Here is a 15,434-nt window from a genome sequence, read left to right on the forward strand (position 1 = left end):
GTTATTTCGCCAGCGCTACACTGTTTTTCTCTGCTATTTCGCGGGCCAGGTTCAGATAACTCAGGGCGCCCTTGCTCTCTGCGTCGTGCAGCAGGGCCGGTATGCCAAAGCTCGGCGACTCGCTCAGCTTCACGTTACGCGGTATGATGGTGTCGAACACCATCTGCTGGAAGTGTGTCTTCACCTCTTCCACCACCTGGTTGCTCAGGCGCAGGCGCACGTCGTACATGGTCAGCAGAATGCCTTCGATGGCCAGGTCCGTGTTCAGGCGCGACTGGATGATCTTGATGGTGTTCAGAAGCTTGCCCAGCCCCTCCAGCGCGAAGTACTCACATTGCACCGGGATCACTACAGAGTCGGCGGCTGTCAGTGAGTTTACCGTGATCAGACCCAGTGAGGGAGAGCAGTCTATGATGATGAAGTCGTAGTTTTGCTTCAGGCTTTTGAGGGCGTCCCGCATCTTCTCTTCCCGGTTAGGCACGTTAATCATCTCTACCTCAGCCCCCACCAGGTCGATGTGCGACGGGATGAGGTCGAGGTACGCGATGCTGGGCGACTGCAGGATGATCTCCTCGGCCTTCACGTCCTCCACCATGCACTCATAGATGCTGCTGGTGATGGTGGCCGGGTCGAAGCCCAGGCCGGAGGTGGCGTTTGCCTGCGGGTCTGCGTCCACGAGCAAGGTTTTATATTCAAGCGCCGCCAGACTTGCCGCCAGGTTTATGGCTGTGGTCGTCTTCCCAACGCCACCTTTCTGATTGGCAACCGCAATTATTTTTCCCATTGTCAAGTTTACAGGTTAATAGTTTGACCTATCTCCATCAAAATCAGGTCCTTGTCTGCCATCTGCGCCACTTCCTGCACCTCCTGTCTGTCTATTTTTATATAGGGAAACGTGTCGTAGTGCATCCCGATGACCTTGTCTACCTGCACAAAATCTGCGGCCAGCATGGCATCGTGTACATCCATGGTGAAGTTGTCGCCGATGGGCAGCAGGGCGAAGTCGACATCGAACTGCTCGGGTATCAGCTTCATGTCGTAGGTGAGGGCGGTGTCTCCGGCGAAGTAGAAGGTCGTGTGCTCTGTCTCCACCACAAACCCTGCCGCGGTGCCGCCGTACGAGCCGTCGGGCAGCGAGCTGGAGTGTATGGCAGTCACCATTTTAACGGTGCCGAAGGGAAGCGTCACTTTACCGCCCGTGTTCATCGGGTGCGTCTTTTCAACCCCCTTGCCGGAAAACCAGTTGGCGATCTCGAAGTTGGCCACGAGGATGGAGTTATTGTTTTTGGCGATTTGCTCCGCATCGTGTACGTGGTCCTGGTGGCCGTGCGACAGCAGGATATAATCGGCCTTGATGGCATTGACGTCTATATGGGAGGCAAGTTCGTTGGGTGTGATAAAGGGGTCGAACAGCACGCGGTGTTGCCCGATCTCAAACAGGAAGCAGGACTGGCCATAGTACGTAATATTCATCAGGATGCTATTTTAATAGTTGATTTCGATAGGTCGGAATTTGGATTCCTGCACAAAGATACATTTTTTTTACCCACCATGAAGGATGCGCCCGGGATGCGCGTCATATTTTTATGCACAATTCCGTCACACTGAATTGCCCCGGCAGAAGGCTGTAACAGTGGAACGGTTAGAACAGCTTTTCGGTATAGCCAGCCGCGAATACTCGCTATGGCGGGGAAAGGCGAGAGGCAACAGCAAGTATCGTTCAGGATATAGGAGCGGCGGGAAAAGGTGCCATATATCAACCATATATAAATTGAGCTCTCAACTATCAATTATATAGCTAAAACTTTTTCTGCGGAGGAGGATGCAAAGGGGTTTTTGTCCATAGCCGTTCAAGCTTATATATAAATTTTAGGTTTATATATGGTTGCATGCCATACGGTTAAGTAATCCTTGATTAAGTATCAATTGTAAAACGATGCATGCTTTTACACTTGGAAGAATTCGTCTCCTAATGGTTGATCGGCTAGTAACGCTACGGCATTGATATACGATTTCAGAGGAATCTGAAAATAAATGAGCGGCAACCGAATCGTCAGTTGCCGCCCCTGTATATAAATTAAACTTATAATTCCCTTACATTACCTTCTGTCAGGGTTGCGTGGGTTCGTGCGGTTCAGGTTATCCCTGTTGGTGTCGATGTCGTCCACATCCACTTCTTTTTTGCGGACAGTTTCCCGCACCGTTTCATCACGGGTAGTAGTCTCTTTACCGAATTTAACTTCCTCCACCACGCGGGCCTCTTTGTTCACGAGCGGCACCTCGGCGTGCTCTATTATTTCTGTTTCCCATTTCTGGAATGTGGCGAAGTCTTTTTCGGTGGCAGGCCTGTTGGCTGGCTGCCGCTCCACGTGTATATGCTCCTCGCGCAGGCGCAGGTGCTCTTCCACCGGCTTCTCCACAATACGGCTTCTTACCCGCACGCCGCCGGTTTCTACTTCACGCTTTCCTACTTTTAGCTCCTCCTGCACCACAGGTATCGAGGAGTTTATCCATTTGTTTCTTTCGTTGTGTGGCATTGATTTGTACTTCTCGGCACGGTCGTCCACGTCTATGGCGCCATACTTGTCGAGCAGCTCAGCCGCACGCCTGGCTTCGTCTTCAGACTGCGTGTGCACGGCAACGATAGAGCCGTGCTGTGCCACCTCTGCATATTTGCTCGATTCATCCCGGCTGTCGAACAGCGAGTCGAAGAAGCCACTGTCTTTGTCATGGCTGCCAACCGATGTGTTTGGTGTGGCAGTGTTGATGGGGTTTCCGTGCCTGTCTGTTGCGCCCCGTACGGCCACGTCAATCTTGCTTTCCGGAATGCCCTTGCTCATCAGTTGCTGCGCCGCCATCTGGGCGTCTACGCCATAATCGAATATGCCTATTACTGTTTGTCCTTTCATCGTTTGTTTCCTTTCATTTAGGTTGTGTGGGGTCTCAGGCCTGATTCTCAGGCCCGTCCCGGGTTTTCGCCGCCTGGCTCAACCCGGTTCACGTTCACCTCTTCCTTGCGGAGAGTCACGTGCTGCGCTTCATGCGTCTCAATTTTCCGTTTGGTGACGTGCAGTTCCTCTACCAGTTTCAGTCGCTTCACCAGCACCAGCTCTTCGTGCAGCACGGGGATGATCATCACATCGCCTTCGTAGCGCACAGACGGCGGGGCAGATTCCACGAACTCATTTATGGGCACGCGCTCCACGTTCACTTCTTCATGCACCGTGGGCACGTCCACTGTCACGTCCTCCTCGTGTACATCCTTATATATGTTTACGCGGCCAGTCTCCACGGTCTTCTTGTTAATCCTGACCTGCTCTTCCACCACAGGGATATAATCTGGCTGAGCTTCATTGGAACGTGCGTTAGCACGGACGGCACTGTCCCGGTCGTCATACACATTTTCTCTGGCGGAATCCAGCCTTCTGTCTGCGTCCGGCTCCCGCACAGCGCTGTCCTCGCGTGTTGCGGAAAGCTCGCTTTCTCTGAGCTTCTGCTCAAATTCAGATTGTATTTTATCCTCCCTGTTTTTCATATTATTCGAGTATGGCCATATAAGAATATAGCTTTGCCGAGTTCATGACCGCGCTAAAGCTTCTCTTTTTTGTACGAGGCAGGGGAGTTATAGTTTACGCGCACCGGGATTAGCGTCTGCCGGAACTGTGCAGGAATGGGTAGCGGCAATGCTCCGAAAATCAGGGCTTTTCCTTTGCCAGCCGCTCCAGCAGCGTACCAACGGCGGCCTTCAACTGCACCAGCGCTTCCGGGCCCCCTTCCTGGTGCCTCACCCGTTTCACCGCTCTCCCGTTTTCATAAAAGGTAAAATAAGCGGAGGGCATGTCGCTCCATTGTGAGCGGTAACTGCCTTGCAGATACCTGTAATGCAGGGTCTGTAGCTGCTGTTTGAGCTGAATGAATTCCTGCTCCGGAATTTGCAACAGGAGTGTGTCCTGGGCCGCGCCTCTCTCGAACGGGACGAAGGCCACGCTGCCGTCGGTGTAGAGGGTGGCGTTGTAGGCAGGGCATGTGCCGAGGCACGGGGTTTTCTGGAAGAGCAGCACTGGCTGCACAGGCAGTGAGGAGGGTTTTTGCTTTTGCGCGAGCGTGGCGACGCCACATGACGATATGGTTATAAGAAAGGCTATATACTGCAGCCGCCGCGTATATAAAAGCCATTCATATATGGATATAATCGCGTTTGTCATGGTGCGGGCTCCGGCAATTTCATGAACCGCCCATCCCGGAACTCATAGGCTTTTGGCGCGCAGTCCAGGCACTCGGCATAGTTTAGCGAAGAATCAGGAGGGTTGAGGATGAACAGGCGGCTGTCGGGGGTAAAGCTGGCGCCCGCGCTGCCCTGCAACTTGTCCAGCACTTTGCCCGTCTCGCGGTCGACGACAAAATGCTGCTGGCAGCCGGTGCCGCACCCGACGGTGACCACGGTGTACTTTCCAGCAAAGTTCACCCCGCCCTGCAGCGCCTTTCGGATGGCAGTGCGGAAGGCGCGGGCGTCGGGATGGCTTTTTTCATCCAGCGGCGCAAATGCTCCGCTGTACATACCAGTCTCAGCAAACTGCCCGCTGCGCCGGTACTCCTCCGTCGTGATGCGGTAGCGCTCGTAGAGTTCGGGGTTTTCGCTGTCTGATATGGGTGTGGCGACGGATTTTTCAGCCAACTGCTCCTGCAACTCCGGATGTGTGCTGGCGATGGAGCCTTCTTCTTCGGTGCGCTGTTGGCAGCCGGAGGCGGTAAGGGCCACGAGCAGCAGCCATTTATATATCATATTTTGTCCCTTGAAGTCCATAGCCTTGCATACGTGCGGGCTGCTACGATAGCCATCAAAAAAGCCCCGGTTAATGCCGGGGCTTTTCTGCTAAATATGCAGGGCTTATTTGGCGGAGGAGCTTCCAATGGGGTTGCCGTCGGCGTCTACCTCTACCACTTCATACTGCAGCGCCTCCAGTTTCGGAAGCACCGTTTTCTTGTCGCCCACCACCACGATGTGCATCTTGTCTACCGGCAGGTTTCGGGCCGCCAGCGCATCTATTTCCTGTTTGGTGATGTTGTTCAGGATATCCGTCTGCTTTTGCACGAAGTCCTTTTTCAGGTCATAGTCCACGATGCGGCCCAGGAAACCTGCTTTCTGAGAAGGTGTTTCGTACTTGCGCGCATCCGACTGGCCAATGGAACTCTTCATGAACTTTATCTCCTCCGCTGAAATGCCCTCGTTCTTAAAGCTGGTCAGCTCTTTCATAAACTCCGTTACCGATTCGGCGGAGGCATCGGCGCGCACCCCGGCAGAGGCGGTGAAAGGACCTTTGTACTTGCTGCCGTCAAAGTAGGAGCGGGCACCGTAGGTATAGCCTTTGTCCTCGCGCAGGTTCAGGTTGATGCGGCTGTTGAAAGCGCCGCCCAGCACGTAGTTCATCAGCCCGGCTTTGTAATACTCGCCTGTGGCGTCGTACGGCATTGCCAGGTAGCCAATTCTGATTTCAGACTGGGCGGCATCCGGCTTGTCTACAAAGTAAATGCGGGTTTTGTCTATTGCAGGGGCCTTCACCTCGTCCGGGAGCTTTACGTTTTTCTTTTCCCACTTTTTCAGGAAGTCCAGCTTGCCCAGAATCTCTTTCTCGGTTATATCGCCTACCACCACCAGGTTGGATACGGAAGGAGAGTAGTTCTTCTCATAGAAGTTCTGTACGTCCTGCAGCGTGATGTTGGCCACCGTCTCTGCGGTGCCGGAGGTTGGTACGGCCATGATATTTCCCTCACCGTACAGCAGCTTGTTGTACACGTTGTTGGCGATGGCCGTCGGCTGCGTGGCCTGGTTGGCGATGCCCTCCAGTTGCTGCTTCTTCAGGCGGTCAAAATCCTCCTGCGTGAATTTCGGTCTGAAAAGGCGCTCCTGCAGCAGAGCCAGCGTCTTGTCGAGGTTCTTTTTCAGCGAGTGCGCATAGACGTACGTCTCGTCTGTGCCCGCGCCTATATAGATGGAGCTGCCCAATTTGTCCAGCTCGTTGCTGAACTGCTCGGAGGTATAGTTTTCCGTGTCCTCGTTCATCATGTCGGCTGTCAGGGCGCTGATGCCTGCCTTGCCCGGTTCTGCGGCCGAAAGCCGGTGCCCGCCATCGATGGTGAGTTGCAGCGTCACCGTCGGGATCTCTTCTGATTTGGCCCCGATTACCTCCAGCCCGTTTTTGAATTTGGTGGTATAGTAGTCTGGCACCTTAATCACCGGGTTTGTTCCGATTGGCGGGCGCTTGCTGCGGTCGAACGTGTCCACGGCTTTGGTATACTGCAGGCCGCTGTATTCATCTGCCGCTGGCGTGAAGCCTTCTTTGGAGATGGTGTAGTTGTCTGCTTTGGCCAGGAGTTCGGTTTTGCCTTTCGGCACCACGCTCAGGATGACGGCTGGTTTGCCTTTGATGTACTGGTTATATACCCGCATCACGTCCTCCTTGGTCACAGACTGAATGCGCTTGAGCTCTTCCTGGATATAATTCGGGTTGCCGCGGAAGGTTTCGTAGAAGGCCAGCTGCGACACTTTGCCGCTCACGCTGGCCAGGCGGTTAATTAAACCGGACTCTGCAGAGGCTTTGTAGCGCGTGAGGTCCTCGTCGGTGATGCCGCGCTTCTCAAACTCTGCCAGCGACTGGCGCACCAGTTCCTCTGTCTCAGACAGTTTTGTGTCCGGGAAAGCCATGACGGTGATGCCAAACTCACCTGCCAGCTCTGAGGTGGAGTTGTAGGCGGAGGCGTTCATGGCTTTCTCGGCCTTCTCGAAGTTCTTGTAGAAGATGGAGTTCTTGCCCTGGCCCAGCACCTCCGCCAGCACATCCAGCGCCGGTTCGTCTTTATGCCCCGACTCCGGCACCGGGTACGTCATGCGCAGCATCGGGAAACGGATGTTGTCCTCATAAGACACGTAACGGTCAGCCGTCAGGGTCGGTACTGTAGGCTGCATGTCCTGCACGGCCGGTCCGGCGGGTATCGAGCCAAAGTATTGCTCTGCCAGCTTCACCACTTCCTCCGGCTTCACATCGCCGCCCACAGTCAGGGTTGCATTGTTGGGGCCGTACCAGCGCAGGAAAAAGTTTTTCAGGTCGTTGACGTTTACCCGGTTCAGGTCCTCTATATACCCGATGGTGGTCCAGGAGTAGGGGTGGCCGTAGGGGTACAGGTTTTTGGAGGTCATCTCATATACCAGGCCGTAGGGACGGTTGTCGTAGTTTTGGCCGCGCTCGTTCTTCACGGTTTCGCGCTGCACCTCAAACTTCGGCTGTGTCACGGCGTCCAGCAGGAAGCCCATGCGGTCGGCCTCCAGCCACAGCGCCGTCTCCAGTTGGTTGCTCGGCACAGTCTCGAAATAGTTGGTGCGGTCGCGGTTGGTGGTGCCGTTCAGCGTGCCCCCTGATTCGGACACGATCCTGAAGTGCTCCTCGTCGGCCACGTTGTCGGAGCCCTGGAACATCATGTGCTCAAAAAAGTGTGCGAAGCCGGACTTGCCCACCTCTTCGCGGCCGGAGCCTACGTGGTAGGTCACATCTACATGCACCACCGGGTCGGAGTGGTCCTCGTGTACGATGAGGGTCAGGCCGTTGGCCAGTTTGTACTTGCTGTAAGGGATCACCAGCTCGTCGCCTTGCCGGGTCACCTTCTCCACGAGCTTTGTCTGGGCATCGGCCGCACTTACGATACTTGCCGTAAGCACGATACCCAATCCGATTTTATATAGCATGTTTATCCTTGTTTGGTTGGAGTTGATAAAACAATTTAATATAAGCCTTGATTCGCAAAAGAGGAAACGATATAGACCAACGCCTACTTTGTCTCTCTTAACACCTGTTTCCCGAACATAACGGACACCGTGAGGGTCAGCAGCGCGATGACGAGCATGGCCGTGGTGAGCAGGAATGCCATGCCTGCCGTTTCGGTGGAGGATGAGTTCGGTGGCTGCTGCATCATGCCTAACAGGCGCAGAAAATAGGTGGCCGCGCGCCAGCCGAGCAGCAGCGTCAGCAGGCCAGCTTCCAGCGTGCCCAGCAGATAGCCCCAGCGCTTGCCCCGATTCAGGAAGTGCCCGGCGGTGAGCCCCAGCAGGCCGCCCGCCGCGCCTGTGAAAAGCGCCGTGTTGGCCTGCTCGCCCGCCAGGTCCACGGCCACCACGCCGCAGGCCAGCATAAAGAAGCCGAAGAAAGCATATAAATAGGATAGGTTCTTGTACATCGCGTAAGGTGCTAACAGCGTGAAGAGTTGTGGCAAAGATACAGGAGAATACGGAATATGCCGTGCCCGAATGCGGCGGGAACAGCGGGGGCCCACAACTTTTACCCATATCTGAAGTATGTAGGGCAGAGGTATGCAGCGAAGAGGAAGCCTCCGAAGATGGCGAAGAAAAACGAGATTCATGAATTATATGCCGACCCGTCGAAATCGGCGGCCTGGGCGGGCTTACGGTACACCAACGACGACAAGCCGGGCTACACCCGCAGGAAGGCAGGCAAGGGATATGCTTTCCTGGATGAGAAGGGCGCACGCGTGACAGACGAAAAGGTGCTGGAGCGCCTGAAAGCGCTGGTGATACCGCCCGCCTGGAAAGACGTCTGGATCTGCAAGTCCGCGAAAGGGCACCTGCAGGTGACGGGCCGCGACGAGAAAGGGCGCAAGCAATACATCTACCACCAGCAGTGGCAGCAGGCCCGCAGCCTTACCAAGTTCGGCCGCATGATTGAGTTTGGCATGCAACTGCCGAAGTTGCGGGAGCGCATACAGCAGGATATAAATTCACGCAAACTGGACCGCCGCAAAGTGACGGCGCTGGTGCTCTCCCTGATGGACAATGCCCTGATCCGCATCGGCAACCGGCATTATGCCAAATCAAACAAATCCTACGGCCTCACCACCCTCCGCGACAAGCACGTGGAGATTAACGGAAGCAACATCCGCTTTTCGTTCAGGGGCAAGAAAGGCGTGGAGCACGAGATTGACCTGGAGGACCGTCGCCTGGCGCGCCTCGTGAAGAAGTGCCGTGACATTCCGGGATACGACTTGTTCCAGTATTACGATGAAAGCGGCGAGCGGCAGACGCTGGAGTCGGGGGATGTGAATGAGTACCTGCACGAGGCGATGGAAGAGGAGTTCACGGCCAAGGATTTCAGGACCTGGGGCGGCACCGTGAAAATGGTGGAGTGCCTGGAGGCCGTGCTGGAGGAGGACCCGGACCTGAACAAGGAAAAAAGCATCAAAGCGGCCGTGAAAGAAGTAGCCAAAGGCCTGGGCAACACGCCCTCCGTTTGCAGCAAGTATTATATCCACCCGGAGGTGTTGAACCTGTTCCGCGAAGACAAACTGCTGACCTACCTGAAGCGACACGATGCCGGGGCTCCGCAAACACCCTTCCTATCGGGCACCGAAGAACTGGTGCTGAATATGCTGCAGCGCGTGGCAAAGGAGAAGAAAGCGAGCTGAATTTAGTTAAGAGTTGAGAGTTAAAAGTGCCTGGCAGTAATTCAACGTAAGCGGGCAGGGCGTTTATATATGATGACCCACATTTAAGTACAGGGACAAAATCAACTTATACTATCTATATAATCGCCTTATATAAGTCACTTGAAGATCAACAGTATAGAGCATAATGAGTCTTGTGCCCCCGATGCTCCGCTTACGTCTTGATACTTGAGTCTTTTCACCTATATATGATGACCCACATGCTGGGCGGGAACCGTTTTATATATGGCCGTTCACGGTGGGGCAGGGGAACCAAAAACAGAATCAACAAGCTGAATGGATATGAATGTGCTCTTCTTTAGTGCCAAGGCATACGACCAGCAGTTCTTCACGGAGGCGAACAGAAAATTTGGGTTCGACCTGAAATTCCTGGAGATACACCTGAACAGAAACACGGCTGTTTTAGCCAAAGGCTACAGCGTGGTTTGTGTTTTTGTGAACGACACGGTAGACGCGGATGTACAGCAGGTGCTGGCAGAGCAAGGCGTGCAGTTGATTGCCCTGCGCTGTGCCGGCTTCAATAACGTGGATCTCAAAGCCGCAGGGGCACTCGGAATCAAAGTCGTGCGGGTGCCGGCCTATTCGCCTTATTCTGTGGCGGAGCACACCCTGGCGCTCATCCTGACGCTCAACCGCAAGACGCACCGCGCCTACAACCGCGTGAAGGAGGGGAATTTCGCACTGAACGGGCTGATGGGCTTCGACCTGCACGGAAAAACAGCAGGGCTGATTGGCCTGGGCAAAATCGGGTTGGTCACGGCAAAAATTTTGAAGGGTTTTGGCTGCCGCGTGCTGGGCTACGATATTGTGAAGCCCGCGGAGAGTGATGGCATCGGCGTTGAGTTCTGTGAACTCGACGCCTTGTACGCCCAATCAGACATCATCTCCCTCCACTGCCCGCTCACGCCAGCAACCTACCATATCATCGACAGCGGTTCTATTCAGAAAATGAAGCGGGGGGTGATGCTCATCAACACCAGCCGGGGAGCGCTGATAGATGCCGCAGCCGTGATTGAGGGGCTGAAGCAGGGGCAGGTCAGTTGCCTGGGGCTGGATGTGTATGAGGAAGAGGCCGACCTTTTCTTCGAGGACCTTTCCGACAAAGTAATCCAGGATGATATTTTCATGCGGCTCCTGTCCTTCAACAATGTGCTGATAACGGGCCACCAGGCATTCTTTACGAACAATGCGCTACAGGGCATTGCAGAAGTGACGCTGCAGAACATGGCGGATTTTGCCACGAAGGCAGTGCTGGTAAATGAGGTGAAAAGTGCTTAATGCAGTAACGGTGGTTATATATGGCCTGCTTCAACACTTATAGAGGCAGGCCATCTATGGCTTAGGCTTGATTAACTTATACCTCAGTTCCCCTCGCGGTCATAGGCGTGGACCCGCACGTCGTCGGTGGTCATGTCTTTTGCCTCTGTGCCAAAGTAGAAGTCGTTGCCCCGTTCGGTGTCGTAGATGCGCGTCATGTGTTTCCAGCCCTCCACGGCAGAGCTGTCGGTAAAGGTGTCCTCGCCGAGGCCGCCGTTCAGATTCACCAGGATACCGTCCTCCGCCTGTCCTTTCACCAAAAAAATGTCGTCTCCGGCCAGCCCGTGCAACGTAATCTGCTTTGTCTCCTTTCTATTGAAGATGCGGCGGTAGAGGCGCCTGGCGGGGGCGCGGGGGGAGCCAATGCTATATAGGGTAACTTCGGTCTGCCCGTCACCGTGGCGGCGTACGACGAATTTTTCTTCCGCGTCTGTTCCGGGGATAGTCACTTCCTCCGCCAGCATTTTGTACATCGTTTCGGCTACCTCGGGCAACCGGTCCCGGCGGCTTTTCAGGTTTTCGGTTATCTGTTTTCCCACCTTGTCATATACCGGCCCCGGAAGCCGGCGCGCAGCCCGCTCCAGCACATTATCTGTTAAACTAGCCTGCATGTTGCGGGCTATCTGCTGCCATTCGTGCAGGCTTAACTCATGCAGCAGGCGCGCATCCAGAAATGCCGAGTTAATCATATAGGCCTTCACGTCATCAACGTCCTCGTCAAAGCTGTGGAATTTGCGCACCAGGAACTTGCTCGTCGCGATGGACGGTATCAGCCCGTCGCCCATCTGCAGAAACACCTGGTCCCTGTCTTTGGGCACGGGCAGGTATATATGCTCCGCCCCTTTTTTCTCCACCGCCCATTCCCACTGCCCCTTGTGCCGGTCCCAGTCTCCGACCAGCAGGTCCAGCAGCCGCGCGCGCGCAAAGGCTTCCTGGTCAAAACGGAAGGTGTTGTGTTCGTAGCGGTTTTTAAGGGCGTCTTCCGAGTCTGCAAAGTCTGTGGCGGCGCCAAAGGCGGGGGTGAGGTCGGCGGGGCTTTCGAACTTCTCCTGCAGCAGAAACAGCTTTCCCTGCACCGCCGGGGCATATTCCCCGAAACTGGTGTCGGAGGGGGATATATAGTAAATGGCCGGATTGGCGTGATAGATGCCTGCCGCCTCTGCCAGCACAGGAACCACCAGTGCCCCGTAGGGGTTGGCGGCGGCGGTCTGGTCGCGCACGATGTTCGCCACAAAGGTTTTCTGCCAGAACGGGGGCAGCACCTCCAGAGGGTCTTTGTCAATGGAGCGCAGCGCGAAGAGACGGCCACGGCTGCCGCGCAGCGTGAAGCTGGTGGTCTGGAAACCGCCGCCCTTTTCCTCCACCGTCAGGCCGCCATATATAGAATCGAGGCGGAAGACTGGCACTTTAACCGGTGTGGCCCAGATAGCGCGGTTATGGTCGCCCCAGAAAAAACGGTGGAAGCCGTTGCGGTCGTAGTGCCTGCCGGCCACTGCCCACACACTGTCGGGACCTGCGGGCGCTTTCTCCGCCAGCTCGGCGGCGGTGGCCCGGGCATCCTCCTGAAAAAAATTCTCGTTCGCGCAACTGCTCAGGCACAGGCAGCCCAGCAGCAGCCAGCATTTCCGGATTTGCAGTACAGGTGAATCAGCAATATATATAAAGGCGCTATAAAACATAAGAACGAGGCAGGCCAGGTAAGTTGGCGCGCCTCGTTCTTAACGTATCATTCCGGACCTTGTTAGCGGTTATTTTTGTAGTAGCTGATCAGGCCAGTGGTGGAGCTGTCGTGTTCCGCTTTTTTATCGCTCAGCAGTTCCGGTTCTATCACGCCCGCCAGTTGCTTTCCGAGCTCCACGCCCCACTGGTCGAAGCTGTAGATGTTCCAGATAATGCCCTGCACAAACGTCTTGTGCTCGTACATGGCGATAAGTTTGCCTAATGTATAGGGTGTCAGGCGCTTGAACATGATGGAGGTGGACGGTTTGTTGCCCTCGAACACCTTGTGCGGCACCAGTTGCTCCAACTCCTCGCTGCTCAGGTTTTTTGAGCTTAGTTCGTCCCGCACTTCCGCCTCCGTCTTGCCCTTCATCAGCGCCTCGGTCTGGGCAAAGAAGTTGGAGAGCAGCAGCGCGTGGTGCTGCCCGATGGGGTTGTGACTCTCTACCGGTGCGATAAAATCGGAGGGAATGAGCACAGTGCCCTGGTGGATGAGCTGGAAGAACGAGTGCTGGCTGTTGGTGCCGGCAGCCCCCCATATAACCGGCTGCGTCTGGTAGGTCACAGGCTTTCCGTTGCGGTCGGTGCTCTTGCCGTTGCTCTCCATCATCAGCTGCTGCAGGTAGTCGGGCAGCAGGCGCAGGTATTGGTCGTAGGGTAGCACAGCGTGGGTCTGGCAACCGAAGAAGTTGGTGTACCACACGCTCAGCAGCGCCAGTTGCACGGGAATGTTCTGGCGGAGCGGTGTCTGGCGGAAGTGTTTGTCCATGGCCTCGGCGCCCTTCAGCAGCTCCTCAAACTTGTCGTAGCCAAGCGCGCAGGCAATGGAAAGGCCGATGGCGGACCACAGCGAGAAGCGGCCGCCTACCCAGTCCCAGAACCGGAACGTGTTCTCGGGCGCAATGCCGAACTCCACCACGGCCTCCACATTGGTCGAAAGCGCCACGAAGTGCTTTTTGATGTGCTCCTTGTCACCGGCTTTTTTCAGGAACCACTCGCGGGCGGTTTTTGCGTTGGTGATGGTCTCCTTGGTGGTGAAGGTTTTGGAGGCGATGATGAAGAGCGTTGTCTCCGGGTCGAGGAGGCGCAGCGTTTCGGCGGCATCGGTGCCGTCCACGTTCGAGATAAAGCTGATCTGCAGGTTTTCTTTCTGATAGCTCTTCAGCGCCTCGCACACCATCTGCGGGCCCAGGTCAGAGCCGCCGATGCCGATGTTCACGATATGGCTGATGGGTTTGCTGGTATAGCCCAGCCACGCGCCGCTGTGCAGTTTGTGGCAAAACTCCCGCATCTGCTGCTGCACGTCGCGCACTTCCTCCAGCACGTTCTCGCCGTTCACCTCCAGCTTGGTATCAGAGAAGTTGCGAAGCGCCGTGTGCAGCACCGCCCGGCCCTCGGTGGCGTTGATGGGCTCTCCCCGGAACATGCTTTCGATGGCGGCAGGCAAACTTAGCTCTTCGGCCAGGTCCGTCAGCAGCTGCACGGTTTCTTCGGTCACGCGGTTTTTGGAGAGGTCAACCAGCATGTCCTCCTGTTGCAGCGAGAATTTATCAAAGCGCCGCGCATCCTGCGCAAACAGCTCCCGCAGGTGTTTGGGGGCTACTTCCTTGTAGTGTGCTTCCAGCTTCTGCCAGGCTTTTGTTGCTATCGGTGAATTACTTTTCTCCATCTTCTGATTATATTTAAATATTCCCCGGCGGTTCCCTCTTTGCCAAGCCGCCTCCGGAGGATTTTACAGCAATTGACTGAAAGGGCATGTGACCGCAGGGCGATGTCCTCCTCTCGCACAAAATTAGAAATTAATAATGTTTGTTTAAACGTGTCAGGCATTCAATATTCATGATTTTATTTTAAATTAACAGTATAATTTATTCCGTTGCCCGCATGAGGCACTGTATAGCCGGGAAGCAGTTTAACAAGTAGCTGAAACAAAACATATAGATGATGACTGATCTGAACAAGCTTATAAGGGAAAGAAACAGCAGGGCCCTGATCCTGGACATGGATGGTGTTGTCACGAACACGGCGGTGCTGCACGCCGAGGCCTGGAAAAAGCTGTGTGATTCCTACCTGAAGCAGCGCAGCGAGCAGGATGGCAAGCACTACGAGCCCTTCGACCTGATGAAGGATTTCCACGCGTACGTACACGGGGTGCCGCGCCTGGAGGCCATGCGTAACTTCATGGGTTCGCGCGGCATCGACCTGCCGCAGGGCAACCCCGAGGACGAAGCCAGCGAAAACACCGTGGTGGGATTGGGGGAGCGGAAAGACCTCTATTTCCATGAGTTGCTGAAGCAAAACGGCGTGGTGGTGTTCGATGGCGCTGTGCAGTGGGTGAAAGAGCAGCGGCAGGCGGGCATGAAAACAGCGATTGTCTCCGCCAGCCGCAACTGCCTCACTATTCTGCGCCGCGCAGGGCTGGAGAAACTTTTTGACGTGCGGGTAGACAGGGTTGTCTCGAACGAGCTGCACCTCCGCAACAAGCCCGCCCCGGATATATACCTCGAGGCGGCGCGCCAGCTAGGCGTGCAGCCGGAGGAAGCCGCCGTGTTCGAGGATTCTCCTGAGGGCATAGCGGGAGCGAAGGCTGCCGGTTTCGGGCTGGTGGTGGGCGTGGACCATGGCACACGCAAAGAGGAACTGAAGACAAAAGGAGCCGACCTGGTGATTCAGGGCTTCTCGGCATACCTGCAGGCGCAGGACGTGGCGACGCTCGACTCCTGATCTGCTGTGTCCTCCATATTCCCGGCCGCAACAGACGGAGGTATTTAGGAGCCATATATCACAGGCAAGGCCTCCTGCACCAGGAAGCCCAGCCTGTTATATTTTTACAGCCTCCATTTTGGCAGAGAACAGCGCCTGCAAACAACTTATTCCTTTCAAAGGGGGTA

At 55.4% G+C, this 15,434-nt stretch carries 13 protein-coding genes; 3 read left to right on the top strand and 10 right to left on the bottom strand.

Going from position 1 to position 15,434, the window contains the following annotated elements; translation table 11 throughout:
• Position 1: 1 nt before the first annotated feature.
• The 8 genes from GSQ62_RS20300 to GSQ62_RS20335 form a co-directional block, all read right to left on the bottom strand.
• On the bottom strand, positions 2 to 784 hold the full coding sequence (locus GSQ62_RS20300; protein ID WP_161891195.1) for a ParA family protein: 783 nt from the start codon (positions 782 to 784) through the stop codon (positions 2 to 4).
• 8 nt (positions 785 to 792) lie between these two features.
• The gene (locus GSQ62_RS20305) at positions 793 to 1,473 is read right to left on the bottom strand and encodes a metal-dependent hydrolase (protein ID WP_161891196.1); all 681 of its coding nucleotides are present in this window, start codon (positions 1,471 to 1,473) and stop codon (positions 793 to 795) included.
• A 626-nt stretch (positions 1,474 to 2,099) separates the two neighbouring features.
• The gene (locus tag GSQ62_RS20310) at positions 2,100 to 2,909 is read right to left on the bottom strand and encodes a YsnF/AvaK domain-containing protein (protein ID WP_161891197.1); all 810 of its coding nucleotides are present in this window, start codon (positions 2,907 to 2,909) and stop codon (positions 2,100 to 2,102) included.
• 47 nt (positions 2,910 to 2,956) lie between these two features.
• Positions 2,957 to 3,535, bottom strand: coding sequence for a YsnF/AvaK domain-containing protein (locus GSQ62_RS20315; RefSeq protein WP_161891198.1), 579 nt, complete (start codon positions 3,533 to 3,535; stop codon positions 2,957 to 2,959).
• A 160-nt stretch (positions 3,536 to 3,695) separates the two neighbouring features.
• Positions 3,696 to 4,205 carry a DUF6438 domain-containing protein gene (locus GSQ62_RS20320; protein ID WP_161891199.1) on the bottom strand — a complete coding sequence of 170 codons (510 nt, stop codon included), beginning with the start codon at positions 4,203 to 4,205 and terminating at the stop codon, positions 3,696 to 3,698.
• Positions 4,202 to 4,783, bottom strand: coding sequence for a hypothetical protein (locus tag GSQ62_RS20325; RefSeq protein ID WP_161891200.1), 582 nt, complete (start codon positions 4,781 to 4,783; stop codon positions 4,202 to 4,204). Before GSQ62_RS20325 ends, GSQ62_RS20320 begins: the two co-directional genes overlap by 4 nt.
• Positions 4,784 to 4,888: 105 nt before the next feature.
• Positions 4,889 to 7,738 (bottom strand): M16 family metallopeptidase, encoded by a 2,850-nt coding sequence (locus GSQ62_RS20330; RefSeq protein WP_161891201.1) that lies wholly within the window; start codon positions 7,736 to 7,738, stop codon positions 4,889 to 4,891.
• 83 nt (positions 7,739 to 7,821) lie between these two features.
• A complete protein-coding gene (locus GSQ62_RS20335) occupies positions 7,822 to 8,226 on the bottom strand; it encodes a hypothetical protein (protein WP_161891202.1) in 405 nt (134 codons plus the stop codon).
• 159 nt (positions 8,227 to 8,385) lie between these two features.
• Between GSQ62_RS20335 and GSQ62_RS20340 the strand changes: the two genes are divergently transcribed.
• Together GSQ62_RS20340 and GSQ62_RS20345 are read left to right on the top strand one after the other, a co-directional pair.
• Positions 8,386 to 9,468, top strand: a complete 1,083-nt coding sequence (locus GSQ62_RS20340) for a DNA topoisomerase IB (protein ID WP_161891203.1) — start codon at positions 8,386 to 8,388, stop codon at positions 9,466 to 9,468.
• Positions 9,469 to 9,789: 321 nt separating this feature from the next.
• Complete coding sequence (locus GSQ62_RS20345; RefSeq protein ID WP_161891204.1) at positions 9,790 to 10,785, top strand: 2-hydroxyacid dehydrogenase; 996 nt, start codon at positions 9,790 to 9,792, stop codon at positions 10,783 to 10,785.
• An 83-nt stretch (positions 10,786 to 10,868) separates the two neighbouring features.
• Here the strand turns inward: GSQ62_RS20345 and GSQ62_RS20350 are convergent, their stop codons facing one another.
• Entirely contained in the window at positions 10,869 to 12,503 is a 1,635-nt protein-coding gene (locus GSQ62_RS20350) for a hypothetical protein (RefSeq protein ID WP_161891205.1), read from the bottom strand.
• Between the two features lie 62 nt (positions 12,504 to 12,565).
• A complete protein-coding gene (gene pgi, locus GSQ62_RS20355) occupies positions 12,566 to 14,212 on the bottom strand; it encodes a glucose-6-phosphate isomerase (protein ID WP_161891206.1) in 1,647 nt (548 codons plus the stop codon).
• A gap of 272 nt (positions 14,213 to 14,484) precedes the next feature.
• Here pgi and GSQ62_RS20360 point away from each other — a divergent pair, with 272 nt between their 5' ends.
• Positions 14,485 to 15,267, top strand: a complete 783-nt coding sequence (locus GSQ62_RS20360) for an HAD family hydrolase (protein WP_237586853.1) — start codon at positions 14,485 to 14,487, stop codon at positions 15,265 to 15,267.
• Positions 15,268 to 15,434: the final 167 nt, after the last annotated feature.

This window comes from Pontibacter russatus, assembly GCF_009931655.1.
Lineage (GTDB): Bacteria > Bacteroidota > Bacteroidia > Cytophagales > Hymenobacteraceae > Pontibacter > Pontibacter russatus.

What these genes read in the sequence shown, in the direction of transcription:
- GSQ62_RS20340 (WP_161891203.1), top strand. Translation starts at nt 8,386, where the DNA reads ATGGCGAAGAAAAACGAGATTCATGAATTATATGCCGACCCGTCGAAA.
- GSQ62_RS20305 (WP_161891196.1), bottom strand. Translation starts at nt 1,473, where the DNA reads ATGAATATTACGTACTATGGCCAGTCCTGCTTCCTGTTTGAGATCGGG.
- GSQ62_RS20310 (WP_161891197.1), bottom strand. Translation starts at nt 2,909, where the DNA reads ATGAAAGGACAAACAGTAATAGGCATATTCGATTATGGCGTAGACGCC.
- GSQ62_RS20325 (WP_161891200.1), bottom strand. Translation starts at nt 4,783, where the DNA reads ATGATATATAAATGGCTGCTGCTCGTGGCCCTTACCGCCTCCGGCTGC.
- GSQ62_RS20315 (WP_161891198.1), bottom strand. Translation starts at nt 3,535, where the DNA reads ATGAAAAACAGGGAGGATAAAATACAATCTGAATTTGAGCAGAAGCTC.
- GSQ62_RS20335 (WP_161891202.1), bottom strand. Translation starts at nt 8,226, where the DNA reads ATGTACAAGAACCTATCCTATTTATATGCTTTCTTCGGCTTCTTTATG.
- GSQ62_RS20300 (WP_161891195.1), bottom strand. Translation starts at nt 784, where the DNA reads ATGGGAAAAATAATTGCGGTTGCCAATCAGAAAGGTGGCGTTGGGAAG.
- GSQ62_RS20350 (WP_161891205.1), bottom strand. Translation starts at nt 12,503, where the DNA reads ATGTTTTATAGCGCCTTTATATATATTGCTGATTCACCTGTACTGCAA.
- GSQ62_RS20360 (WP_237586853.1), top strand. Translation starts at nt 14,485, where the DNA reads ATGATGACTGATCTGAACAAGCTTATAAGGGAAAGAAACAGCAGGGCC.
- GSQ62_RS20330 (WP_161891201.1), bottom strand. Translation starts at nt 7,738, where the DNA reads ATGCTATATAAAATCGGATTGGGTATCGTGCTTACGGCAAGTATCGTA.
- GSQ62_RS20345 (WP_161891204.1), top strand. Translation starts at nt 9,790, where the DNA reads ATGAATGTGCTCTTCTTTAGTGCCAAGGCATACGACCAGCAGTTCTTC.
- GSQ62_RS20320 (WP_161891199.1), bottom strand. Translation starts at nt 4,205, where the DNA reads ATGACAAACGCGATTATATCCATATATGAATGGCTTTTATATACGCGG.
- pgi (WP_161891206.1), bottom strand. Translation starts at nt 14,212, where the DNA reads ATGGAGAAAAGTAATTCACCGATAGCAACAAAAGCCTGGCAGAAGCTG.